Origin of the sequence: Enterococcus sp. AZ048, assembly GCF_051715125.1 — a bacterium.
Classification (GTDB): domain Bacteria; phylum Bacillota; class Bacilli; order Lactobacillales; family Enterococcaceae; genus Enterococcus_A; species Enterococcus_A gilvus.
Genome location: NZ_JBIOTD010000002.1, coordinates 16,206 through 41,199 on the forward strand (window position 1 = coordinate 16,206; position 24,994 = coordinate 41,199).

General features: G+C 44.3%; 25 protein-coding genes. 21 read left to right on the plus strand and 4 right to left on the minus strand.

Annotation, left to right across the window (positions count from 1 at the left end; translation table 11 throughout):
* Window positions 1–35: 35 nt before the first annotated feature.
* Both IGI66_RS13930 and IGI66_RS13935 read left to right on the plus strand, forming a co-directional pair.
* The gene (locus IGI66_RS13930; RefSeq protein WP_010778920.1) at window positions 36–812 is read left to right on the plus strand and encodes an SDR family oxidoreductase; all 777 of its coding nucleotides are present in this window, start codon (window positions 36–38) and stop codon (window positions 810–812) included.
* Window positions 813–986: 174 nt separating this feature from the next.
* Window positions 987–2,432: an FGGY-family carbohydrate kinase gene (locus IGI66_RS13935; RefSeq protein ID WP_010778921.1), complete on the plus strand. Its 1,446-nt coding sequence runs from the start codon at window positions 987–989 to the stop codon at window positions 2,430–2,432.
* Window positions 2,433–2,543: 111 nt separating this feature from the next.
* On the opposite strand, the gene IGI66_RS13940 is transcribed toward IGI66_RS13935, so the two are convergent.
* Complete coding sequence (locus tag IGI66_RS13940; RefSeq protein WP_438849308.1) at window positions 2,544–3,287, minus strand: homing endonuclease associated repeat-containing protein; 744 nt, start codon at window positions 3,285–3,287, stop codon at window positions 2,544–2,546.
* Window positions 3,288–3,477: 190 nt separating this feature from the next.
* Here IGI66_RS13940 and ade point away from each other — a divergent pair, with 190 nt between their 5' ends.
* Window positions 3,478–5,217, plus strand: a complete 1,740-nt coding sequence (gene ade, locus IGI66_RS13945) for an adenine deaminase (RefSeq protein WP_438849309.1) — start codon at window positions 3,478–3,480, stop codon at window positions 5,215–5,217.
* A 155-nt stretch (window positions 5,218–5,372) separates the two neighbouring features.
* Entirely contained in the window at window positions 5,373–5,915 is a 543-nt protein-coding gene (locus tag IGI66_RS13950; protein WP_438849310.1) for a 5' nucleotidase, NT5C type, read from the plus strand.
* Window positions 5,916–6,099: 184 nt separating this feature from the next.
* Here the strand turns inward: IGI66_RS13950 and IGI66_RS13955 are convergent, their stop codons facing one another.
* The gene (locus IGI66_RS13955; protein WP_438849311.1) at window positions 6,100–7,116 is read right to left on the minus strand and encodes a hypothetical protein; all 1,017 of its coding nucleotides are present in this window, start codon (window positions 7,114–7,116) and stop codon (window positions 6,100–6,102) included.
* A gap of 543 nt (window positions 7,117–7,659) precedes the next feature.
* Window positions 7,660–9,426 carry a Na/Pi cotransporter family protein gene (locus IGI66_RS13960; protein ID WP_010778926.1) on the minus strand — a complete coding sequence of 589 codons (1,767 nt, stop codon included), beginning with the start codon at window positions 9,424–9,426 and terminating at the stop codon, window positions 7,660–7,662.
* 273 nt (window positions 9,427–9,699) lie between these two features.
* Here IGI66_RS13960 and IGI66_RS13965 point away from each other — a divergent pair, with 273 nt between their 5' ends.
* From IGI66_RS13965 to IGI66_RS14030, 14 genes are all read left to right on the plus strand, one after another.
* Window positions 9,700–11,100, plus strand: a complete 1,401-nt coding sequence (locus tag IGI66_RS13965) for a glutamate decarboxylase (RefSeq protein WP_438849312.1) — start codon at window positions 9,700–9,702, stop codon at window positions 11,098–11,100.
* 23 nt (window positions 11,101–11,123) lie between these two features.
* Window positions 11,124–11,441, plus strand: coding sequence for a DsrE family protein (locus tag IGI66_RS13970; protein WP_010778928.1), 318 nt, complete (start codon window positions 11,124–11,126; stop codon window positions 11,439–11,441).
* Between the two features lie 191 nt (window positions 11,442–11,632).
* Window positions 11,633–13,558: a BglG family transcription antiterminator gene (locus tag IGI66_RS13975; protein WP_438849313.1), complete on the plus strand. Its 1,926-nt coding sequence runs from the start codon at window positions 11,633–11,635 to the stop codon at window positions 13,556–13,558.
* Between the two features lie 4 nt (window positions 13,559–13,562).
* Entirely contained in the window at window positions 13,563–13,877 is a 315-nt protein-coding gene (locus IGI66_RS13980) for a PTS lactose/cellobiose transporter subunit IIA (RefSeq protein WP_010778930.1), read from the plus strand.
* Between the two features lie 39 nt (window positions 13,878–13,916).
* Window positions 13,917–14,255, plus strand: a complete 339-nt coding sequence (locus IGI66_RS13985) for a PTS sugar transporter subunit IIB (RefSeq protein ID WP_086305258.1) — start codon at window positions 13,917–13,919, stop codon at window positions 14,253–14,255.
* A 15-nt stretch (window positions 14,256–14,270) separates the two neighbouring features.
* Window positions 14,271–15,620: a PTS sugar transporter subunit IIC gene (locus tag IGI66_RS13990; RefSeq protein WP_086305257.1), complete on the plus strand. Its 1,350-nt coding sequence runs from the start codon at window positions 14,271–14,273 to the stop codon at window positions 15,618–15,620.
* Window positions 15,621–15,668: 48 nt separating this feature from the next.
* Window positions 15,669–16,751, plus strand: coding sequence for a M24 family metallopeptidase (locus IGI66_RS13995; RefSeq protein WP_438849314.1), 1,083 nt, complete (start codon window positions 15,669–15,671; stop codon window positions 16,749–16,751).
* Window positions 16,735–17,781, plus strand: a complete 1,047-nt coding sequence (locus tag IGI66_RS14000; RefSeq protein WP_438849315.1) for a M42 family metallopeptidase — start codon at window positions 16,735–16,737, stop codon at window positions 17,779–17,781. Before IGI66_RS13995 ends, IGI66_RS14000 begins: the two co-directional genes overlap by 17 nt.
* The gene (locus IGI66_RS14005; protein ID WP_438849316.1) at window positions 17,768–18,958 is read left to right on the plus strand and encodes a MalY/PatB family protein; all 1,191 of its coding nucleotides are present in this window, start codon (window positions 17,768–17,770) and stop codon (window positions 18,956–18,958) included. Before IGI66_RS14000 ends, IGI66_RS14005 begins: the two co-directional genes overlap by 14 nt.
* Before the next feature lie 174 nt (window positions 18,959–19,132).
* Entirely contained in the window at window positions 19,133–20,773 is a 1,641-nt protein-coding gene (locus tag IGI66_RS14010) for a BglG family transcription antiterminator (protein ID WP_438849317.1), read from the plus strand.
* Window positions 20,770–21,219, plus strand: coding sequence for a PTS sugar transporter subunit IIA (locus IGI66_RS14015; protein ID WP_314575704.1), 450 nt, complete (start codon window positions 20,770–20,772; stop codon window positions 21,217–21,219). The genes IGI66_RS14010 and IGI66_RS14015 overlap by 4 nt, the downstream gene beginning before the upstream one ends.
* On the plus strand, window positions 21,216–21,497 hold the full coding sequence (locus tag IGI66_RS14020; protein WP_435933730.1) for a PTS sugar transporter subunit IIB: 282 nt from the start codon (window positions 21,216–21,218) through the stop codon (window positions 21,495–21,497). Before IGI66_RS14015 ends, IGI66_RS14020 begins: the two co-directional genes overlap by 4 nt.
* Window positions 21,498–21,501: 4 nt before the next feature.
* Window positions 21,502–22,752, plus strand: coding sequence for a PTS ascorbate transporter subunit IIC (locus IGI66_RS14025; RefSeq protein ID WP_438849318.1), 1,251 nt, complete (start codon window positions 21,502–21,504; stop codon window positions 22,750–22,752).
* Window positions 22,753–23,490 (plus strand): SIS domain-containing protein, encoded by a 738-nt coding sequence (locus tag IGI66_RS14030; protein WP_438849319.1) that lies wholly within the window; start codon window positions 22,753–22,755, stop codon window positions 23,488–23,490.
* Window positions 23,491–23,524: 34 nt separating this feature from the next.
* On the opposite strand, the gene IGI66_RS14035 is transcribed toward IGI66_RS14030, so the two are convergent.
* Entirely contained in the window at window positions 23,525–23,704 is a 180-nt protein-coding gene (locus IGI66_RS14035; RefSeq protein ID WP_010778936.1) for a hypothetical protein, read from the minus strand.
* A 74-nt stretch (window positions 23,705–23,778) separates the two neighbouring features.
* Here IGI66_RS14035 and IGI66_RS14040 point away from each other — a divergent pair, with 74 nt between their 5' ends.
* From IGI66_RS14040 to IGI66_RS14050, 3 genes are all read left to right on the plus strand, one after another.
* Window positions 23,779–23,958, plus strand: coding sequence for a hypothetical protein (locus IGI66_RS14040; protein ID WP_438849320.1), 180 nt, complete (start codon window positions 23,779–23,781; stop codon window positions 23,956–23,958).
* A 94-nt stretch (window positions 23,959–24,052) separates the two neighbouring features.
* Complete coding sequence (locus IGI66_RS14045) at window positions 24,053–24,241, plus strand: CsbD family protein (protein WP_010778937.1); 189 nt, start codon at window positions 24,053–24,055, stop codon at window positions 24,239–24,241.
* 131 nt (window positions 24,242–24,372) lie between these two features.
* Complete coding sequence (locus IGI66_RS14050) at window positions 24,373–24,972, plus strand: short chain dehydrogenase (protein WP_010778938.1); 600 nt, start codon at window positions 24,373–24,375, stop codon at window positions 24,970–24,972.
* Window positions 24,973–24,994 lie beyond the last annotated feature (22 nt).

Below are 24,994 nucleotides of genomic sequence, written 5' to 3' on the forward strand. Positions count from 1 at the left end.
GAAAAAACAAAAATAAAGGAAAAGAAGGTAGAAAAATGGAAATCAAAGATTTTAAAATGGACATGTTTCATATCAAAGGGAAAAACGCGATCGTCACAGGCGGAAATACTGGATTAGGCCAAGCATTCTCATTGGCGTTAGCTGAAGCAGGAGCGAACATCTTCATGCCTTCGATCATGCCGGATGATCCAGAATTCAATGCGGTGTTAGAAGAACGCGGTGCGAAAACAGCGTACATGGAAGCAGACATCACGAAAGACGGCGTGTGCCAAGAAGTCGTTGAAAAATGTGTCGCTGAATTCGGCTCTGTCGATATTTTAGTAAACTGTGCGGGCATTTGCCCATGTGACGACGTCGTCAGCTACGGCCGCGACAAATGGGACCCAACCATCAACATCAATTTAACAGCTGCTTTTGACATGAGTCATGAAGCTGCGAAAGTCATGATCCCGCAAAAGAGCGGAAAAATCATCAACATCTGTTCTATGTTCTCTTTCTTAGGCGGACAATGGGCACCTGCCTATGCCGCGTCTAAACACGGGTTGGCTGGGTTGACAAAAGCTTACTGTGACGAATTGGCACAATACAATATCCAAGTGAACGGGATCGCACCAGGCTACTTCAAAACACACGCGGCGAAAGCATCGATTGAAGATCCAGAACGCAGCAAATGGATCGTTGACCATACACCAGAAGGACGTTGGGGCGATGTGGCGGACTTGATGGGTGCCACAGCCTTCTTAGCATCTGAAGCGTCACACTTTGTGAATGGCCATATCTTAGCAGTCGACGGCGGTTTCCTCGTACGCTAAAGCCTGTTCCTTTTTAAGACTGAGAACCCTATTCTCAGTCTTATTTTGCCAGTTAAGGACGAAGAAAAAATGACGGGTCCTCAACGGATTAAAGGAAACGTTTTGTTGAAGGACATACTGCACGGGAAGCATTATATAATAGAAGAAAAAAATCAGATGGGCAAGGAGAGGCATATGGAAAAGAAATATATCGTTGGGATCGATGGCGGCAGCCAAAGTGCGAAGATCGTGATTTTTGATCTTGAAGGAAACATCGTGGGTGAAGGAAAAGAAGCAACGCGGCCTATGATTCTTGGAGAGGATGTTTTGGTTGAACATCCAGGTGACGATCTATGGGATGCGCTATGCAGTGCGTCGAATAAAGCAATGGATGAATTCGGTGTACGGAAGGAAAATATTGTTGGGATCGGGCTTGGGTTTATTCGCTGCTGCCGTGTCCTGCTGAAAAAGGATGGAAGTCTAGCGCAGCCGGTCATTAGCTGGATGGACAAACGGACCTCGACCCCTTATGTTCATGAAAATCCAGAGGTACAATACGTCACTTCGACAAGCGGGTACATCACCCATCGTTTGACCGGCGAATTCAAGGACAATATCGGAAACAACTTTGGGCAATGGCCGGTGGATTACGAAACATGGGATTGGTCAAAAGACGAGGACGTTTTAAAGCAATACAACCTGCCAGAGGAGATGCTGTTTGAAGCGGTGAAACCTGGCGATCAGTTAGGAACGGTCACGAAAGAAGCGAGTGAAAAAACAGGTCTGCCAGAAGGCTTGCCGGTTTTTGCCACAACGAGTGACAAGGCGGTTGAAGCGTTAGGTGCCGGCTTGATCCAAGACACGAGTGCGGTGGTGTCGCTGGGAACATATATTTGCAGCATGATGATGGGCAAAACGATGCCGCCAAGCGATGCAGTGAATTACTGGGGGATCTTATCTTCGATGCCCGGTCGTTACATCTACGAAGGCTATGGGATTCGCCGCGGCATGTGGACCGTTTCATGGTTCAAGGATCTTTTAGGCGAAAAAATCAGTATTCGTTCAAACTATCAAGGCATCAGCGAAGAAGAATATTTGAACGAGCAGGCAAGTAATATTCCAGCCGGCAGTGACGGACTGATGACGAAATTGGATTGGTTGGCGAATCCGTGGGAACCCTTCAAGCGCGGCGTGATGATCGGTTTCAATGCCCATCATGATTATCGCTACTTGTATCGTTCGATTTTAGAAGGCATTGCTTATACCATGAAAAACAATGTGACGAACATGACGGATGAAATGAACCATCCTATCGATGAAGTCATCGTGACAGGGGGCGGCTCCAACAGCGATCTTCTGATGCAGATTTTTGCGGATGTGTTCAATTTGCCAGTCAAACGAAATGTCGTAAATGGCAGTGCCAGTGTCGGTGCAGCGATCAATGCGGCCGTTGGCTTGGGAATTTATGAGAGCTATGAAGAAGCCGTGGAAAAAATGGTCAAGGTAAAAGATGTCTTCACGCCGAAACCAGAAAACGTGGCGGTCTACAAACGCTTGAACGAAGAAGTGTACCAAGGATTAACGGATTACACGGACGAAGTGTTGAAGAAAACTTACAGCGTGCTGCATCCAGAAGGATAATAGCACACGAAAAAAGAGCCCTTCCTTATTGCTGGAAGGGCTCCTTTTTTGAGCAATCGTTCATAATTGATCGATCGACGCGCGAACACAGAGAGGGACACGTCTGAAGGTCTATTCCTTTTCTACAAGCGAAGGCTCGTACTCATTCTCCTTGGTAAACGCTTCAAATGACCCGTACAGGCGCTCCACGTGATCCAAATAGCCGAATTCTTCCTCAGTCGGTAATCGTTCTTGGATCAGGACGAAGGTTTTTAGCTTGTTTACGAGCTCTTTTTTTGAGAGAGGGGCGATTTCTTCTTTATGCAGTGCCAAACCTTGGCAGTGTAGGAATTTCTCGTAGGAGCCGAAATATCTTTTTATTTGTCTTTCGCTATAGCCAAATTCCTTCGCTGTTGGGATCTGGCCGTACTCTCTTACGAAAAACGCCAGCTCCTCCAGCAAAAATTTTTCGGTGATCTTGATGCCCATCATCCCCGCGGTTCTATGTCTCTCTGTTGGGGTTGGCTGAGAGCGGATGTGCATCAAGGTGTACCCGGTATTTTTAAGAAAGCCTAAATAATTGCGGTATTCCTTTTTGATCGATCGGGTATGTGCGAACTCCTGCTGCGTCGGGGTCCGTCCTTTTGATTTGATAAATGATTTTAGCCGCTGCTCCATCTCCTCTCTAGTCAGCAGCTTCGGTTCGACGCGGTAGGGAACGAGTCCTTGACTGAGAATAAATTCCTTGTAGGAGCCAAAATGTCGATTGATCGAACTAGAATTTCCAAATTCAGTCAGGCGAGGCGGCCGCCCTTTTTCCTTAACAAATGCCATTAGCTTTTCGATTAATTCTTCCTTTGTAATTGATTTAGCCAAGTATACCAGCCTCCTTTATTTTTTTATTACCATACTATTAATGTACAGAAAATAATTAGCAAAACCAATAATAGTTGCGTGATTTCATACTCTTTTTACGCGGCTTTTTTGATATTTTTGAATACTTTTTTACAGCGAAGGCTTCAAGGGTGCTATAATAGAAAAAATATTTTAAAAGGGGTGCAGGAATATGAACAAAAAGACATTGAAACGTTTGATCGACGTAGCCGCAGGGCGTTTGCCAGCAGATATTGTTTTAAAAAATGCACGCGTGATCGATGTGTACCAAGCAGAAATCATGGAAGGCGACGTTGCCATCGTGGATGGACGAATCGCTGGCGTCGGGGAAGCGTATGAAGGAAAAGAAACCCTCGATCTACAGGGCAAATTTGTGGCACCAGGCTTTATTGATCCTCATATTCATGTGGAATCCTCTTATGTGACACCAGAAGAATTTGGCAGATTGCTGGTTCCCCACGGCACAACGACTGTTCTAGCTGATCCCCATGAGATCGTGAACGTTCTTGGGCTGGAGGGGCTGACCTATATGGTAGAGGCGGCGAAGGAAACCGCGCTGGACATCCGATACATGATGCCTTCTTGTGTGCCGGCGACGAACATGGAGAATGCGGGGGCAGTCATTGAAGCCGAAGATATGATCCCTTCATTTGAAGAGAATCATGTCGACGGCTTAGCGGAATTCATGAATTTTCCGGGCGTGATCCATGCAGAAGACAGCGTTTTGGACAAACTTTTAGCCGCAAAATCACGGGGCTTACGGATCGACGGGCACTCTCCAATGGTGTTCGCCAAAGACCTTAACGCCTATGCGGCAGCAGGAATTTCCAATGACCATGAATGCTCCACGGTGGAAGAGCTGAAGGACCGTATCGCGCGCGGGATGTATGTCTTTTTACGAGAAGGCTCGGTCACACAAAACTTGCGGACGCTGCTGAAAGGCGTAACAGAAAATAATTACCAACGATGCGTGTTGTCTGCGGATGATTTGCAGGCAAAAACGATGCTGGAAAAAGGCCACCTGGATAACAGTATTCGTATTTGTATCGAAGAAGGGGTCTCACCGATTCGAGCGATCCAGATGGCAACGATCAATGCCGCGCAATGCTGCCAATTGTCCGATCGCGGCGCTGTGGCGCCAGGCCTAAGAGCCGATTTAGTTATTTTTTCTGATTTGACAAATCCGACGATCGAAGCAACATATATCGCTGGAGAATTGATCGCTGAAAATGGCGACTATTTGCCGACAGTGAACCGAATCTCGACAGAACAAGTACAATCCAGCGTGCACATCAACAAATTCCAGCCGGAGCAGCTAGCACTCACGCTCACGAGCGACAACGCACGAGCAATCGAAGTCATCCCTCAAGAAGCGTTGACCAATGAAGCCATTGTTTCGGTGAAAAGAGACGAAAACAATCACTTTGTCTTTGATCTGAGTCAGGATGTCACGAAGATCGCAGTCATTGAACGGCATCATGATACAGGAAATGTTTTTGTGGGACTGCTGAAAGAGTACGGATTGAAAAAAGGTGCGATTGGACTATCGATCGCCCATGATTCCCATAATTTGATCGTCACAGGAGCAACGGATGAAGACATGGCTGTCGCTGTCCACGCCTTGAAGGAACAAGAAGGCGGCGTGGTGCTGGTTGAATCGGGAAAAGTGATCGGAAGCATGGCCTTGCCGATCGCGGGATTGATGAGCGATCTTTCCGGGGAAGCAGTCGCAAAACAAGAAGCAGAGATCAATCACTTGGCCCATCGCGTGTTAGGTGTCTCAGAAAAAGTCGATCCGATCATGACGTTGGGCTTTATGTCATTGGCGGTCATCCCAAATCTAAAAATCACGGATATCGGGTTAGTCGATGTCACGAAGTTTGAAATCGTGCCTGTATCTGTAGAAGCGTAAAAAAAGAGCAAGAGGAAAAGAGGGTATCTTTTCGTCTTGCTTTTTCATTTTTGATAAACAGTAAGATTGACGAAGCCTTGAAATTAGAGGAAAATATTCACAAAGAAGGCCTCTTTATTTGTAGAAGAGAACCTACGTTTTAATAAACTAGAGGAGTGAGATTATTGGTAAGAATCGCAGTTGATATGGATGAAGTGATCGCTGATTTTGTTTCCAAAGAGATCCGGCTGTTTAATGAAGCAAACGGGACAACGTACGTGAAAAATGATCTGGCGGGGAAGAAATTACGAGAATTGCACCCCGAGCATGAAGAAAGCATTCGCGAACGCGTTAAGGATACCCGCTATTTTTCGGACCTTCCGTTAATTGACGGAGCGAAGGAAGCCTTAGAGAAATTGTCTGAAAAGCACGAAATTTTCATTACCACTGCGGCAATGGATTTTCCTACCTCCTTTAATGCAAAGTACGCGTGGCTGCAGGAGCATTTCGCCTTCATTCCGAAAAGCCATTACGTTTTTTGCGGAGACAAGTCGATTATTTCTGCGGATTATTTGATCGATGACCATAAGCATCATTTGGAAGATTTTCAAGGCCAAGGGATTCTTTTCGCGGCGCCCCACAACTATTATGAAGAGTACCCACTAAAAATGAATAGCTGGGATGAAATCTACGAGTATTTTGTTGAAACATATGGATAGTCAGCTATCCCACGTTCTTTTTTGATCAATCTATCGTCTGAAAAATGAGGCTACACGCCTCTTTTTTTAGGCGTATTTTGCGTTCTTTAAGAAGTCCTGAGGAAGAGGACGGGAGCTTCTCTCCAGCAGGCGCCAATTTTTAGCCGCACGAAATACGCCTTTGATGGCTGTCATCAAAGCGCGATCACCGTCTTTTTCGTTTGTTTAAGGCCTTTTTGATCTTTCGCTGCCGCTTTCGTTCCTCTCGAGCTTCCTGAATCTGTTCTTTGGTTTTTCCAATTTTCATATAGGAGGTATCCGGTTTTTGCAGCGATTCAGGGACGTATTTTGTGGAGGAGGGGGCTTTTTCTGAAGCGCCGCGTGTTTTCGAACTGCTGGGAGGTGCAGCAGAAATACTAGCGGTATCCAGCGAAGCTTCATCTGGGAGCGCGGTGCTTGTTTGTTTAACCTTCTCTTCGCAGAACAGAGCTGCGGTGTTCTTCCCGGTAGAAGCCGCGACTGCTTGTTTTCGTGCAGCGGAACGCTTCGGTTTCTCAGGTGTTTTGGCAGCAGGCGTCTGCTCCTCTTTGATAGTCACTACCGGTTCGACATCTTCAGCATCGACGCGTCCCTTTACGCTTTTATATCTAACGTATTCCGCAAAACGGCGGACTCCTGCAGTTTTGAAGATCGTCAACGTGGTCAAGATTTTCAAAATGCCGCGCGTTTGCTCTGTGGATTGGACCCTTTTGATATTCTGAAGCGCCCACGTGTGTCGTTTTCCCGTCACATCTTTAAATACGGAGACCAGATTAAATTGATAATCAGAAAGGATCGGTACTTCGCGGTTCTTCTCATCTAACAGGGCTTTATAGGCACTCGCTTCCCGAGTATAGTCACGAAACGCCGCCTCACTTGCAAATAAACGCTGAATGACCGTTTTCCAGTCCTTTTCATCTGGAAAATAATCCTGAAAATAAACACAATGCTGGCGCAACGTATCCGTAGGTTCAGAAGTTAGAAAAATGTTGCGGATCAAGTCGGACAACTCATTGATCGAATAATCGCCGACACTCAAGGCATGACGAACCAAGACCGCAACAAAATATTCTACGACCTCCCCAGCATTATTGGTTTCCTCAAAATACGTGCTGATCCGTTTCAATAAATTATCTTTCTTGATTCCAAATAATTGTCTTTGTCCAAGGCTCGCTGCGTTCATCCTGATCATCCTCCATGTCTCTTTTGTGTAATCGGTTACAACTGATTTATACCAGCATGATAATATAAAATAACTAGCTTGTAAATAGGTTTTGAAATACCTTTTTCCTTTAAAAAAGCTAAAAAGTTTGAGTAACGAGTTATATAACATAAATTATTATATAAATGAACGTGCTGCTTTAACTATAAATAACAAATAATCTGTAAGTGTGTCGGGAAGAGGAGGAAGAGAAGTTTTTATTTGGTAAATTCAAATTTATGCAGGAGATAGTGATGTGTTTTGCTTTTTATGTTGAAAAGAAAATTATTGAAGCGTTTAAATAGAAAAATAGTGTTAGATGAAAGAAATGAAGAAATAAGATACGCAATATTTTTTTGATACGAGGAGGATGTCTTATAAGCTCCTTGTTATTCACTCGGATTTTTTTACTCTCATAGTTTCTACAACAATAATGTACCGCGTTTCTTTAATCATGCATCCTCCATTTCGCACATCAAAAAAACTCAACCTGCCCCTCTTACTGAGAATGGCAGGTTGAGTTTTTTAATCCAATACCTCGCTGGTATTCGTGAGTGGCGTCTCCGCTGGTTCTTCGGGGACTTCATAATGGAAGTTCGAGGTATCGTATTTGAAGTTGTATTTATTTCCTATAATGTATTTCGCGATGTGGAGGGTACGGTCGCTGGAGCGTTCTAAGTTTGAGCTGATGTCGATCAGTAGAACCCCATCTGCGGCGCGTCCTTCTCCTTTGGTCATGAGCCTGATGTATTTCTTTCGTAAAAGTTCGACTAATTGATTGATCTCCGTTTCGCGCTCCAGCATTTTTTGTGCGAGGGCGATGTCATCGTTTTCTAGTACTTGAAGGGCGTCGCGGACATTTTTCAGGACCTTATCGAATAGGCGCTCCAGGTCTTCGTCTTGAAGCAGGAAGGTTTGTCGCCCGTTCGTGGTGCTTGTTTTGTTGCGCTTGTCTTTTGCCCGCTGCTTTTCTTCTAAGGCGATGGATTCTTCGACATAACGCAGGATATTCATCGAATGATCCCCGATTCGTTCGAAGTCTTTCGTGAATTCCAAAAGCATGGCTTGTTCTTGACTTTCTAGAGGCGAAAGCTCGGCCATGGAGATTTTCACTAAGTATTCGGTCAATTCAATGTCGCATTGATTGATCGCGTCTTCGTATTGCTGGGCGTCGTCGTGCCATTCTTCTTTGTTTTCATGATAATATTTTCGGGCAGCTTCTAAAGAAGAAATGACGTAATGCCCCATTTGAACGATCTCGCCTTTGGCTTGTTCGATTGCCATGACCGAAGACGTGTGGATGATCGGCTCACTCAGCGTAACTGGGCGAATGTTCAAATTTTTCTCGCTGCCAGGAACGATCTTCTTCACGAGGATTTCAATTTGCGGGATGAACCAGAATTGGATCGCCAAATTTGAAAGATTGAAGAGACCGTGAGCGAAGGCCAGCTGCATGGCTGGATTCAGCCCAAGGGTATCCGCGATCATTACGACGACTCCGGTGAAGGGCGTTAACAAGATCGTAAACAGGACAGCCCCGAATAAATTGAAGATGACGTGAGATGCAGCCGTTCTTTTTGCGGCAACACTGGCGCCAAGGCAGGCGATGACAGCGGTGATGGTCGTGCCGATGTTGTCGCCAAATAAAATCGGCAGTGCCGCACCAAGGGTCACACTTCCTTGCATGTAGAGTTGCTGCAAAATCCCGATCGTGGCACTGGAGCTTTGCAGGACCATCGTCAATAAGGTCCCGATCCCTACACCGAGAATGGGGTGATGGGAGACACTGATCATCAAGTCATTAAATTGCGGCAGTTCCTTTAGCGGGTCCATTGCGGAACCCATTAATTTCAATCCATAAAAAAGTGCGCCGAAGCCAAAAAGGATCTGTCCGATCGATTGAAGCGAGGGCCGTTTTGCAAAAAAGAGCAGGATCGCCCCAACACCGATGATCGGCAGGGCATATTCACTTAAGTTGAACCCAATGATGAAAGCGGTAACAGTTGTCCCGACATTGGCTCCCATGATGACACCGATCGCCTGCCGCAAGGTCATGAAGCCGGCACTGACCAGACCAACGGCTAGAACGGTCGTCCCTGAACTGCTTTGAATGACTCCAGTGACGAGCAGTCCTGCTAGTACAGCGCGAAAAGGCGTTGAGGTAAAACGATTTAGGATTTCTCTCAGCCGATTTCCGGCTGCTTTTTGAAGTCCATCTCCTAAATACTTGATCCCGAAAAGAAAAATTCCTAATCCACCTAAAAAGGTGAAAAGCATTTCTTGATAAGACATAGTGCGTCCTCCGCTAATTATTTTTTTGCATGCTACTACCAAAATAATAGATTCACAAGTAAAAAGAAAGCCTTTTATTCAAAAAAATCATAAAAATATTTAAAAAATCTGCTTTTTTTGAATGAAATCGAAAAAAGCGTGTGGACGCTGAAATAAATGAGAGGAATTCTTTTGTAATTTATAGCGCTTTCAGCTACTCTTAAGAGGAAGGAGTATTCGGGAAATGATTGGATAAATTTAGGACATTTTTGACTAAAAAGGGGACGTGATCAGATGCTTTATGGAAAGAAAGATCGACGAGAGGCCAGTTATTTAGAACCCATTTTTGGGTCGCGAAACGAAGAGGAGACGCTGCCGTCCTATCGGCTTGGCGAACAATCGATCGAACCGCGGATCGCCTATCAAATGATCAAGGACGGACTGTTGGATGAAGGGAATTCCCGTCAGAACTTGGCAACGTTTTGTCAGACTTTTATGGAGCCGGAAGCGGTCAAGCTCATGAGCGAGACACTGGATAAAAACATGATCGACAAGTCCGAATACCCGCGTACCGCCGAAATGGAAAATCGCTGCGTCAATATCATCGCGGATCTGTGGCATGCGAAGGGGCCAGAGAAATTTGTCGGGACCTCCACGATTGGTTCCTCTGAAGCGTGCATGCTCGGGGGGATGGCGATGAAATTCGCCTGGCGCAAGCGAGCAGAGAAGCTGGGTGTGGCGGTTCAGGCGAAAAAACCGAATTTGATCATTTCTTCAGGCTATCAGGTCTGTTGGGAAAAGTTTTGTGTCTATTGGGATATTGAGCTGCGAGAGATCCCGATGTCCGAGGATCATTTGTCCCTAGATGTCGAAAATGCGCTGGAAGCGGTGGACGACTATACGATCGGGATCGTTGGGATCTTAGGCATCACCTACACAGGACAGTACGACGACATCCAGAAGCTGGATCAATTAGTAGAAGAATACAACCAACAGACGGATCACAAGGTCTATATCCATGTCGATGCAGCGTCAGGCGGGTTGTACGCGCCTTTTGTTGAACCCGCATTGGTATGGGATTTCCAATTAAAAAATGTGGTCTCTATCAACACGTCGGGGCATAAATATGGACTGGTCTATCCTGGGGTCGGCTGGGTCGTATGGCGAGACGAAGCGTATCTGCCGGAGGAATTGGTGTTCAAAGTCAGCTACCTTGGCGGGGAAATGCCCACGATGGCGATCAATTTTTCCCACAGCGCGTCGCAAATGATCGGGCAATATTACAATTTCGTCCGTTTTGGCTTTGACGGGTATCAGAGTATCCATCAGCGCACCCATGATGTCGCCGTCTATTTAGCCAAAGAAATCGGACGGTCCCGTCATTTTGAGATCATCAACGATGGCACGCAGCTGCCGTTGGTTTGCTACAAGCTGGCGGAGGACACGAATCGCAGCTGGACCTTGTATGACTTGTCGGACCGGCTGCTGATGAAGGGCTGGCAAGTGCCGACCTACCCGCTGCCTAAAAAGTTAGACAAGCAAATCATTCAACGAATCGTCGTACGAAGTGACTTTGGAATGAATATGGCCCACGATTTTGTCGAAGATCTGAAAGCGGCGATCAAGGAATTGGAACACAGTCATTTGGTTTTTCATGAAGAGACAGAACGGAAGAATTATGGCTTTACTCATTAAATCAATCAAAGGAGGCGCTAGTGATGAAAGTTGTTTTTCATGTGGATGAGTTAGGAATGATCCGAGAGGCTCGGCACAATATCGAGTATGTGCTGTTGACGGAGCCGGAGGCAGAAATCGTGTTGTTAATGAATGGTGAAGCGATCCAAGGGTATCTATTGCCGCGGGTGATCAAGTTTATGAAGGAGTATCCTCACGTGACTTACCAAGCGTGTCACCGTTCCATGCGGAATTTCCATGTGCGTTCGAAGCAAATGCATGATCAAGTGGACATAGTTGAATCCGGGGTGATCGCTCTAGTCGGGCTGCAGGAAAACGGGTATTCGTATATCAAATGTTAAAAAAGAAGTCCTTCAATTTGAAGGGCTTTTTTTGATGATTTCCGAAAAAAACATCGGTCATTTTTGACGAGTGTGCTTTAATAAGAGAGGCACAAAGCATTCAGACTTTTTTTGCATAATTAATTAGAAAAAGTTGCCATTTTAAGTAAAGGGCTTACATTGTATAGTTTATTTGTAAGCGGGAGGTCGTTATGAGACAAGAAAAAATTGTTGAATACTTATATGCGAAGAAGCACGCGATTGCGCCTAAGGCATTAGCGGCTGAATTTCAAATATCCGAACGCACACTTGCAAACGATATCAAATGGTTGAAGGATATCGGAGCTGCGGAGGGCTTTACGATCGAACGGATTCGATCGGCGGGCTATCAGTTAAAAATTTTTGATTCGGGAAGGTTTCGCAGCTACTTGTCCCAGTCAAAGCAGCAGGAGCGGGTGGATAATTCCAGTCCGCAGGAGCGAATCAAAAACATCGAATTGCTGCTATTGTTCAATGAAGATTACATTACGATGCAGCAGATCGCGGAATGGCTGGACATCAGCTTATCGACGGTGAAGGCCGATATCAAGCAGGTAGAACAGTTCTGTGAGCAGTACGAGCTGTCCCTCTTCAGCAAGGCCCATTATGGCTTGAAGATTCTTGGGACAGAGACGAGAAAACGGCGGGCGATTCTTTATTTGATCCGAAACACGATCCACACGCCGGTGTTGACGGAAAAGTACAAAGAGTTCAACTTTGTGTTCGATGAGACAGACTTGCGCCAGTTTTTACAGGAGCAGCTTCAGCGCAACCAATTGAAGATCAGCGACATCGTCTTTGAAAATATCGTTCAGCATATTCGATTACTCAGCTTTCGGATCATGCAAAACAACACATTGAGTCATGAGGAGATCGAGGAGCCGGCGATCGTAGATGGGTATGATCGGCTGACGGAGGAATTAGTCAGCTATTTAGAAACAACGTATCACTTGGTATTTTCTAAGGAAGAAAAAAGATACCTTGAAGAACAGTTGAGGGGCAAATTTGCGGTACTAGACGATGTGGTCAGCAATCAGTCTCTACGGTCATCGATCGAGAAGGCACTGGATTTTGTTGATCGGCAGTACCATACACAGTTTCGCAACGATCAGGAGTTAGCCAACGCGCTGCTGATGCACGTGGCACCGTTATTGCAACGGCTTTACACCGGCCACCAATTGGAAAATCCTTTAATTGAAGACATTTATACGCAATATGCCAACGTGTTCAACGTGGCGATGGTTTTTATCAATGAATTGAACAAGGATCTGGATGCGGACATCAGCAAGGATGAGATCGGCTACGTCGCGATTTATTTTGCGGCGAGTTTGGAAAAGCAATCCAATCAAGTGATTGAGGATTACCAAAAGATCGCGGTGATCTGTTCGACCGGAGGCGGGGCGGCGTATCTGCTAAAAGTCAATTTGGAACGATTGTTCAGCAATGCGGAGGTCTCGACCTTTGCGCTAAACGAGAGGGATCAAATTGATTCAAGCTTTGATCTCGTGATTTCGACAGTTCCGCTGAATCAGGCGGTCTTTGAGATCCCGATCATTTACACGAAGACGATCCTTAGTCATGCAGAGATCACAAAAATCGAGAAGGATCTGAACCTTCTGCGAGAATCGCAAAACAAGCTCTTCGACGTCCACCACGTCATTCTCAGTCTATTTGATCCTGAATGGTTTCAAATCCAGGAAGGCGGCAACGCGTATTTACAGCTTCTTGAAAATGAAGGCGCTCGCTTAGAGGAAGCGGGCTGGGTCGAAACTGGGTTCAAGGAAAGTGTCCTGCGGCGGGAGAAAATGATCGACACGATCTATCAGCATGGGGTCGCTGGACCGCACCCGATGGAGCAGGCGGCGATCAAGGAAGTCATTGATGTGGTTTTACTGAAAAAACCGCTAACCTATCGAGACAAGCAGGTCCGAATCATTTTCCTGATCACTATTAAAAAGGACCATTTAAATCTTCACAAAGAAATCAGCCGCTTGATGATCAAAATGATGGACGATCCGTCATTAGAACTGCAATTGGCAAAAATAACGAATTTTCAAGACTTTGTGTCTTATATGAAAAGCTTAATGAAAGAAGGATAACCCAATGAACGAACAAGAAATGGATATTTTTAAGATTATTTCCGCGGCAGGCGACTCTCGTGGGTCCGCGTTTGAAGCACTGCGCTTGGCTCGCAAAGGCAAATTTGACGAGGCGGATGCCAAGATGAAGGAAGCCAAAGAAAAAAGCATTGACGCACATGACGTACAGACGAAATTGATCACTAGTGAGATCAATGGCGACAAAACGGAGACCAGTTTGTTGATGGTCCATGCGCAGGATCACTTGATGACCAGTATTCTGGCGCGTGATCTGATTGAAGAAATGATCGGTATGCTACGGGAACAAAGTGAAGCATAGGCTTTACATGAAGATAAAAACGTTTAGGAGGAAAAGAATATGAAGACACTATTAGTTTGTGCAGGAGGCTTTTCAACGACCATGATGATGGAATCGATGAAAAAAGTCGTCAAAGAATCAAAAAGCCTAGAGGAAAGTGATTACCCAATGGAAGCCATCGGGGTGGATAAATTGGAACGCTACATCAATGATTATGATGTGATTTTGGTTGGGCCGCAGTTGAGCCACAAATATGACTTCATCAAAGGCGAAGCAGAAAAAGCAGATAAGCCGACGGTGCTGCTGACTTCAGACATCTACGGGTCAATGGATGGCGCGACGGTCATGAAGCAGGCGTTGGTGGCGTATCGTAAAAACCAAGCAATGAAGACGCAATAGACAGGAGGAAAGAAAATGGAAAATCCAAAGAAACAGGGTGCCTTTGAAAAGGTTGAAGGGTTCATTCGGAAAACATTGGTGCCGATCGCTAATAAAGTGGATAGCAATCCCTATTTGACAGCGATCAAAAAAGGGATGGTCGTCATGACCCCGGTGCTGTTGTTAGGGTCGATCGCAGCTATTTTTCCATCGATCCCTGAGTTTATCAAGACACAGGCGGTCGCGAATTGGTTTGAGAATTATGGGTATATTTTTGGGATCATCTCTAAAGTTTCCTTAGGCTTGGTCGGCTTGTATGCCGTGTTGGCCATTTCGTATTTCTTGAGTGAACATTATAAGCTGTACACGGTGGGTTCCATGATGCTTTCTGCGATCGCCTTTCTGATCGTCGCCATGGATGTCGATGACAACGGCAATATCGTTGCTGCGTATCTCGATTCAAAAGGCTTGTTCACCGCTATTTTTGTCGCTATTATTTCGGTAAAATTGTATCAGTTCTTCACGAAGCATAAATTGGTGATCAAGATGCCTGAAGGGGTGCCGGATTTTGTCTCTAGCTCCTTTGAATTGATCACCCCAACCGCAGCCATCGGGGTCTTGTTCATCGTGATCCGTGCCATCACAGACAGCTTGTCAGGCGGGGTCTTGTTGCCGCAGGTCATCATGGATGTACTGGCACCAGCGATCGGCAGCCTAGATTCATTGTGGATCATCTATATCGTCTTGGTTCTGCGTCTTGTGTTCTGGTTCTTCGGTATCCATTCTGCTGTATTGTCACCGATCCTGTCACCGATCGCCGTACAATATCTGTCTGAAAACATCGCGGCTCACGAAGCGGGACAGCCTTTGCAGCACGTGATTACAAATGGAACGTTGTCGGCATTTGCGAACTTTTCTGGCTCAGGAGTCACGATCGGGTTAGTCTTAGCGATGCTGATCAGCAAGTCCTTACGCTACAAAAAAGTCGGTGCGGTGGCCCTGTTGCCGTCGCTATTCGGAATCAACGAACCGGTCCTCTTTGGTGTACCGATCATCTTGAATCCAGTGTTAATGATCCCCTTCATCTTCGGTGGCGCACTGGTGGGAATGTTCCCGATGATCTGCATGAAATTAGGATTACTGAACTATCCGCTTTTTGACCCGCCGTATGTTCCTGTCTTTATGGAAGGCTTTTTAACAGGCTTTGACTGGCGCGCCATCGTGATCCAGGTGATCCAAGTAGCCATGTCCTTTGGCTTGTACCTGCCATTCTTTAAAGTCTTGGAAAAACAAGAATTGGAACGTGAAGCTTTATTAGAAGCGGAAAAATCAAGCTCTGTCATTTCAGATGACGACGAACAATATTTGACCGATATTGATTTCTAGCCAAAAAGGACAGTTGCGACTGTCCTTTTTATTTTAGGAGATGAAAAAATGAACATGGACGCATTACGAAAACGATTAGTAGAACAAAAGCTGGACGGTCTCTTAGTGACGGACAAAATCAATCGCCGTTACTTGTGCGGCTTCACTGGATCGAATGGCCTGCTCGTGGTCACTGAAAAAGAGGCGCAGTTATTTGTGGACGGGCGCTATACCAAACAAGCACAACAACAAACGACCAATGTAGAAATCTGTGAGATTCCTGTTGGGGGCGATCTGTTCTCCCTGTTGCGGCGATCTGTCACTGGCTTAACGTTGGGGTTTGAAGCGGGCACGATCTCCTATGACACTTTTACAGGCTTCCAGTCATTGATGGCAGAAGTCGGAGGGACACTCATTGCTACGAGACAGCTAGTCGAAGGCTTACGGATGATCAAGTCCGAAGCGGAGATCAGCGCATTACGAAAAGCGGCTGCCCTCGCGGATCAAACGCTGGAACGCATTTTGCCTATGATTCGCGTCGGCATGACAGAACTAGAGCTGGCGAATGAGATCGACTACCATAGTAAAAAGCTCGGGAGTGACGGTCCTGCGTTTGAAACGATCGTCGCCTCGGGGGAGCGGACCGCGTTGCCTCATGCCCATGCCAGTCAGAAAAAAATTGCGGCGAATGAATTGCTCATGATCGACTTTGGTGCGATCTATCAAGGCTATTATTCTGATATCACGCGGACGTTTGCTTTTGGCGAAGTGAAAAAAGAAATCGAAGACACCTACCAAAAAGTTTTAGCAGCGCAAAAACACGCGATCGAAGCCGTCGCGTTTGGAAAAACCTTGGGAGAGCTTGACCAGACCGCGCGGCAGGCACTTGAACAAGACGAACTGGCCGACTATTTCAGTCACAATCTCGGTCACGGCATCGGTCTTTCTTGTCACGAATATCCAGCACTGGCACCAAAAGAAACCGTCACGATCGAAAAAAATATGACCTTCACGATCGAGCCGGGCGTTTATTTGCCGAATGCTGAGTTTGGTATTCGGATCGAAGACGACATCCTGGTGAATGACGCGGGTCACGGGGAACGCTTGACACATTTTAACAAGGAGTGGATGACAATTGACTGCAACCGATAGCTTATTAATGGCTCTATCCAATTTAGATGCGTTGCCGGGACAAGAGATGCAGGTGCAGCAGGCGCTGCAAGAAATCATTGATGAACCGGCGACAAAGGACGCCTTTGGGAATCTTTATTTCGGAGAGGTAAAAACAAAAAAGAAAACAATCGCCTTATATGCCCATATGGATGAGGTGGGATTTTTCGTGCATCGCATCAGCGACGACGGGTTTGTCTCTTTTTACCCGATCGGGGGCTGGTGGGGACATGTGATTTTAGGGCAGCAAGTACGGGCGACTTGTCGTAAAAACGGTGCTGTATTAGAAGGAATCGTGGGAACATTGCCCAAAACAAGCCATAAAATGACAGAAGTCGTACCAATCAGCGAGATGTACATTGATTTTGGTGCCCATTCAAAAGAAGAATTAGAAGAAGCCGGCTTGCAGGTGGGGGACATGATCTTACCGAATACGACAGCCAAGAAAAGCTTTAACCAAAAGAAAATCATCGGCAAGGCACTGGATGATCGTGTGGCCTGTGCGGTGATGGCGCAACTCAAAAACCAAGTGGAGACGAAGAATATTGAGGTGATCGGTGTTGGTACAGTCCAAGAAGAAGCGGGAACACGCGGGTCAAAAGTCGCGGCCGCTCACGTGGATGCAGACATCAATATTGTCATCGATGTTGCGAATGGCAAAGATACACCTAAAGCGGCGGAGGTTCCGAACCGCATCCAAGGGAAGGGTCCGGGACTCGTTCTGGCAGATAAAACAGCACTAGGCAACATAAAATTGATCGATTACTGCAAAGAAGTGGCAGAAAAGAATCATCTTCCTTGGCAGTACGATTTACTTGGCGGTGGTGGAACAGATGCCGGTTCGGTACAGCTTTTTGCAGGGAAACCGACCCTGGTTTTTTGTGTGCCGGTTCGGTACTGCCATTCATGGCAGTCGATCGTAGAGATCGCGGATGTGGAAGCGACCATTGATTTATTGTCGGCAGTGATCCGATCCTTCGATGAAGGAGGAATCGACCTTGAGCAATTTTAACGAGCAGCGTTCGCGCTACGGCACCTATTCTACCCAATGGGATTACGTGCAGGACCGTTTTGGGGAAAAAGACTTGCTGCCGTTTTCTATTTCGGACACCGATTTTATGATTCCTGACGGCACGATCGCCGTTTTGGATGAAGCCGTGACAAAGGGATTTTTCGGCTACACGCGCTGGAATCATCTGGACTATAAAGAAAGCATCGGTCATTGGTTCAAGCAGGAATTTGATTGCTCTATCGATCCAGAATGGTGTGTCTATTCACCAAGTGTGATCTACAGCTTGTCCGTCTGTCTTCAATTACTCAGCCAAAAGGGGGAGAAAGTCATGACCTTCACCCCTTGCTACGATGCCTTTTTCAACTGTATCGGCGGCAATCAGCGAGAACTCCTCGCCTTCTCGCTGACCAATCAGAACGAAGAGTTTACGATCGACTTTGCAGCATTGGCAGACGCCTTTGAGACGGAAAAACCGGCGATCTTCCTCCTATGTAATCCCCACAATCCAACTGGGCGGGTGTTCACAAAAGACGAACTGACCCGTTTGATTGCGCTCTGCAACCAGTACGAAGTGGCGATCATCAGCGATGAGATCCACATGGATGTCCGCCGACCAGGAAAACAACATTTGCCCATCTTACAGTATGCTGATCAAATCGAGGTTCCAGTGGTTTTGCTGTCGTCCGCGTCTAAAACCTTTAATTCTCCAGGATTGGGCGGCTCCTACGGCATCTTTTCAGATGAAGGATTGCGGGAACAATTCTTAAGTGTATTAAAAGGACGCGACGGCTTGTCCTCGATCCCGTATCCAGCACTGTTAGCCACGATGGATTGCTACAGAAATCAGAAAAAATGGGTGGAGGAATTGAATCAGACAGTGGACGAAAACTTCGCCGAACTGAAAAAAATTTTGGCTAGTGACCCACGTCTTCGCTTTACGATTCCCGAAGCCACCTATCTAGGGTGGATCAATATTGAAAACGTACCCTATTCAATGGAGGAACTACAAAGGGTTTTAGTGAAACAAGAGAAGGTCGCCATCATGAAAGGCGAGACCTATGGACCCGAGGGGGCGACCTATCTGCGCTTCAACCTCGGTGCTCCAAAAGAAAAAATCATCGACGGGGCAGAACGGTTGATGCGTGGGATTCGGTATTTGGATGAAAGACTCTCTTAAATAGAGGGTCTTTTTTTTTGACTATTTTACGAACATGTTATATTAAAAAAATAGATTTTATTATTCTATTTAAAGGATTGAGGTGTACAGCGTTTTTTTATATTTGAAAACTATTTTTTGGTCTACTCGGTTGTTTGAGAGAATGATACATTTAGTAAGAAGGTGAGGATGAGAATGGATAATGGGATTATAGATAGTAAACAGCGTAAATTTTTAATCATAAAGCGTCTGTTGAATCAGGAACATCTAAGTTATCAGCAGTTATCGGAGGATTATTATGTTTCACGAAGCAGCATCGCGAATGATATTTCTTATATTAAAGATTTATTTTCTAAAGAAGATCTATTATTAACGTTTGACAATTCAGGTACTTTTTTTAAGGGGTCAGAAGTTCAAATACAACGTGTATTGAAACGAGTAGTTCTAAATTTGCTGAACAATGATCAGTCAACAGCATTATTTATAGATGCTGTATTACTGGATAAAGTTTCAAAAGGTTTTTACCGAGCATTGAACGAAAAGAAAATTGAGATACCTGAAAGTTATATTCAAAATATTATCGTGTCTATTGTATTGATTATTCAACGGTCAAAAGAGAAGCATCACATTCGTTGGGAAGGAAACAATCAATACGGAAAACTTTTTCTCGAATTTGATAAGTATCCATTAATCTACGGTCTTCTAAATGGACTGGAAGAACAAAACATCTACACTTTTTCACAAGAGGAAATCCAATATTTAACGTACTTAATTGTCGGCAGCGGATTACGATTTTTTATGAAAGATGATGCTATTCCGTTTAGTTTTCGAGGAAAAGTGCGACTTTTGATCCAAAAAGTCAGCGAAGGGTTGCAAGCAGATTTAACTCAAGACGGGCGACTAGAAGAGGATTTGGTTGTTCATCTGTATCAACTGATTTTACGACTAGAAGCACAGTCCTCCGTGATCAATCCCTTAATCGAGGAAATAAAGCAAACATATCCATCACTTTACGGTGTTGTCTGGTTTGCTTTGACAGATTTCTGTAAGCCTTATCAAATTGCATTGTCCGATGACGAAGTAGGTTTTGTCAGTATCCATTTCCAAGCAGCATTGGAGAGAATCAAAAAGATGCATAAAATTCTATTTGTTTGTCCAAATGGAATAGGGACAAGTTCCTTCGTTTCCGCTAAAATTCGGCGCATCCTCCCTGATGTTGACAGCATTGAAACTGTATCAATAGTAACACTGGAAAAATTGGATCTTTCAGATGTGGATTTTATTATTTCTACTGTAAAGATTCCTGATTGTGAAAAACCAGTTGTTCGGATCAGTCCAATGGTCACAGTGAATGATATGAAACGAATCATGAATCATTATATTGATCTGATTATCGTAAAAGAGAAGAATCGTTTGCAAAAAGTAGAAATAACTCATACGACACAAGCATTTATTGATCAGAGTATTCTATTTAAAAACTTTTCAACTAAAAAAGAAGCTCTTGATTTTATGATTGATCAACAAGCATTTTCTGATGTGGAGCTGAAAAAATCGTTTGAATCTTCTGTTTGGGAGCGTGAAAAATTACAATCAACTTATTTAGACAATGGTTTTGCAATTCCACATGGTTCTCCGGAGTTTGTTGAAAAGACGGCGATTTCGATCGTTATCTTGGATAAGCCAATTAATTGGGGAAATCAAAAAGTCGATATTATCGTTCTTTTGATGATCAAGGAAGAGGAAGTGCGAAAAGTGGAACCTGTGATGGAATTGATTATGCAAGGAATAGAAGATAAAAATTGGTTTATTTCAAAAATGATGGAGGTTAAAAAATGAGTTTAGCAGATACGTTATTGCCAAGAGAACAAATTCAAGTTGTGGAAACATTAAAAAGCTGGCAAGAAGCAGTCAAACTAGCCAGTGAACCATTGTTAAAAAGGAACTTTATTACCCCAGCTTATATTCAATCAATGATCGACAGTGTAGAGGAACATGGACCGTATATGGTTTTAACAGACTATTTTGCTTTGATGCATGCACGACCGGGAGTTGGGGTAAATCAACAAAGCGTAAGTTTGTTAGTAGTGCGTGAATCGGTAAATATGCTTGAGAAACCAATAAAGGTTTTTTTAGTACTTGCAGCGATGGATAATCAAAGTCATTTGGAAAGCTTGCAGAAGATTATGACGATATTTATGGATACAAAAAAATATCAGCTTATTTTAGAGGGGAATAAAGAAAAGATTATTGAGTTATTCAATGAAGGAGGAAATGAAAGATGAAAATTTTAGCAGTATGTGGATTTGGTGTAGGAAGTTCGATGGTATTGAAGATGACGATCGATAAAGTAGTGAAGGAATTAGAATTGAAAGCGACGGTTGAAAATACGGACCTTTCGACCGCCAAAGCGACACCGGCTGATGTTTATTTTACGAGTAATGAATTGTTAAATGAATTAAAATCGTCGGTTAAAACGCCTGTTTATCCGATTAAAAAATATATGGACGTTACTGAAGTTCGCGCGCAAATGGAAAAATTTTTGAACGAAAGAGAGGGATAGGATAATGGGGTTTATTACAGATCATATTCTAAAAAATCCACCAGTGCTGTTAGGATTAATTGCTATGATTGGGTTAGTCATTCAACGTAAGTCGGTTTCTGAAATTATTAAAGGCTCGATGACAGCAGCATTCGGAATGGTGATTTTAACGGCTGGAGTCAATATGTTAGTGGGGACAATTGCACCAATCAATGTAGCCGTTCAAACACAACTAGGCGTAAAAGTCGCTGAAGGTCTTTCTGATGTTACTTTTACTGCTGAATATGGTGGTACTGTAGGGCTAGCCATGTTTTTGGGTTTAGTTTTACATTTAATGATCGCACGATTCACACCTGTTAAAACAATTTTTTTAACAGGTCATATGCTATGGTGGTTTCCGTTTGTTCTAGTAGCAGGTGGTGTAGAGGCAGGCATGCGTGGGACAATGTTGATTGTTGTTAGTGCGATTTTATCCGCTATTTATTGGTCCTTCATGCCATGGATCATGAGAAAGTATGTTTGGGATGCTACGGGGGATGATTCCTTCTTAATAGGTCACCCTACAGGTATCCTATCTTTGATATCGGGATTCGTTGCGAAGCGTGTAGGAAATAAAGAACGCTCGACAGAGGACTTGAACATCCCTGAAAGCCTTTCTTTTTTCAGAGAAATATCTATTACCGGTGGACTAGTCATGTTTCTTATGAATCTCATTGTGGGATTCATTGCACCTGTTTTGATTCCAGAGGGCGGAAATATCATCATGTTTGCGATTGAAGCAGGATTAAATTTTGGTGCCGGATTACTCATCATGCTTTATGGCGTTCGTCTCTTGATCAATCAGATTATCCCTGCTTTCCAAGGAATTGCCGAAAAAGTCGTTCCGGGTGCAAAACCAGCATTTGATGTGCCGATTCTATTTAATTATCGACCAAATGCTGTAATTATCGGCTTTATTGTCGCAATGATTACATCAACGATTTTAGTTATTCTAGTTAATAGTTTTGATTTATTTGGAATTTTGATTGTCCCATTAGTTATTACTAGCTTTTTCGAATGTGGAGGCGCCGCAGTAATTGGTGAAGGTCAGGGTGGACTAAGAGGTGCTGTTATTGGAACAATGGTAGCTTCTGTCGCTATGGTATTTTTAGTAGGTGTATCAGCTGTTATTTTTAGTACAACAATTCAAAACTGGATTTTGATTTTTGGAGGCAATGATCTCTCTTTATGGGGAATGGTAGGTAAATTAGTAGGAAGCTTGTTTGGAGGAATCTAAATGTTTCAATATTTTGATAGAATTCAGAAAATCGTAAGAGAAGTTGAGCAAGTAGAAAAAGAAGGAATATGTAAAGCCATCGATTTACTGGCGGCTGCTAGTTTGAATGGGGATGGGGTCTATATATTTGGTGCGAGTCATGCAGGGATTTTATCTGAAGAACTGTATTATCGTGCCGGTGGAATGATGACCATCAATCCAATTTTTGGACGTGAGCTGATGCTGGATCAGTCACCAATAACGGTAACTAGTAAGATGGAGCGTTTAGAAGGGTACGGGATGGCTCTCGCCTCCAAGGTCAATTTTGAAAAAGGGGATGTCCTGATTCTGCATTCCGTATCTGGAAGAAATCCAGTCACGATTGATCTAGCGTTAAGTGCGAAAGAAAAAGGAGTCACGATTATTGCGCTGACAAATATGAAGTATTCAGAGCAAGTTTCGAGTAGGCATTCCTCTGGAAAAAAACTATATGAGGTTGCAGATGTCATTTTGGATAATCATGGAGACATTGGAGATGCTTGTTGCGAGATCGAAGGGATTGAACAAAAAGTTGGTCCCAGTTCAACAGTTGTTGGGGCGTTGATTTTAAATACAATCATTGTTGAAGTAACAAGAAAACTAATAAAGAGCGGCATTGACTACCCGCCCATTTTTTATTCCGCCAATTTGGACGGAGGAGATCAACTGAATCAGGAATTGTTTAAAAAATATGAAAAAGTTATTCACTATCGTTTATAAAATAAAAAAACAGAGAAGCAGCCAACGTTTTTGGCTACTTCTCTGCTTTTTCGTTCCATTTTTTAGGGCTCCAGATATTGCCTTCCAGAGCGATCTGCAAACTTTCATTGTCGTCTTCTAATTGTTCGATATATTTCACCGCTTCGTCAACGACGAATTGGTACTTTTCCTCTGAAATAGCCCCTAATTGTTCCTGTAACCATGTATTTCGCATTTACTTCACCTCAGAAGCAGTGTAGCATAGAATCAAGAAGAGATTGGTGCGCGGTGCTTGGGAGGAAATGTACAATGGAGATGAATGAAAGCGTTCTTTTAGTTGTGAAAGCAGAGTTAGTTGCGGCAAAAAATGAATTGAGAAGGCTGGAGCAATTGACGCTTTCCAGTGAACTGAAAACGGAGCGGATCAAGGCGTTGCAGTGGGAGATCGAACAGGCGGAAGCTGTATTGACAACGCAAGCAGATTCTTAGCCATCTTATTTTCCTGGTGGTAGAATAAATTTAGAGATAGAGTCAAATGTATTTTTCTCTAAGAAAAATAGAAGAATCATTAGGAGGGTTTATTATGGCAAACAACGATGAGCTAAAAGGTAAAGTGAACGAAGCTAAAGGAAAAGTAACCGATGATGAATCAACTGAACTAAAAGGGAAAATCCAACAAGGCTTCGGTAAAGCGAAAGACAAAGCAAAAGAAACAGCAGATGATGTTGCTGGTAAAATCAACAAAAAGATCGACAAGAACAAAGAAGATTAAGTCTTAGACCTGCGATGGCGGGTCTTTTTTTCATGTCAATTTATGCTGAAAGCTTTTTTTGATTGTTCTATAATAGAAGAAGCAAATCATACGATCAAAAATTTTTTATGGGAGAGAAGGAGTGGACAATCATGCGGATATTGATAGTCGGAGGAAATGGAACGATCGGTCAGGCGGTCGTTGAGAAATTAAAAGAAAAACACGAACTGATCCTGGCGGGGAGAACGAGCGGGGATGTGCATGTAGATTTGACTTCGGTGGAAAGTATCGAAGGTCTGTTTAAAAAAGTCGGTCATGTTGATGCGATCGTCAATGCCTCAGGTGCGGCGACCTTCCGCGGGGTAGAGGAGATGACACCGGAGGACAATATGGTGGCGGTGCAAAGCAAATTACTGGGACAAATCAATCTGGTTTTGATTGGACAGAAGTATTTGCGCAACGACGGCAGCATTACCTTGACGACTGGGATCATGAAGGACGACCCCATTCCTGGCGGCGCCTCTGCGGCCATGGCAAATGGCGGTGTGATGGCCTTCGTAAAATCAGCAGCCATTGATTTTACCCACGGCAAAAGAATCAATTGTGTCAGCCCCAATGTGTTAGTGGAGTCCTACGACGACTACCAAGACTCCTTTAAAGGCTTTGTTCCAGTGCCAGCAGAGCGGGTCGCAATGGCATATGTAAAAAGCGTCGAAGGCAAACAAACCGGACAAGAATACCAAGTCTATTAAGGACGATCACTTTCGCAGGCGC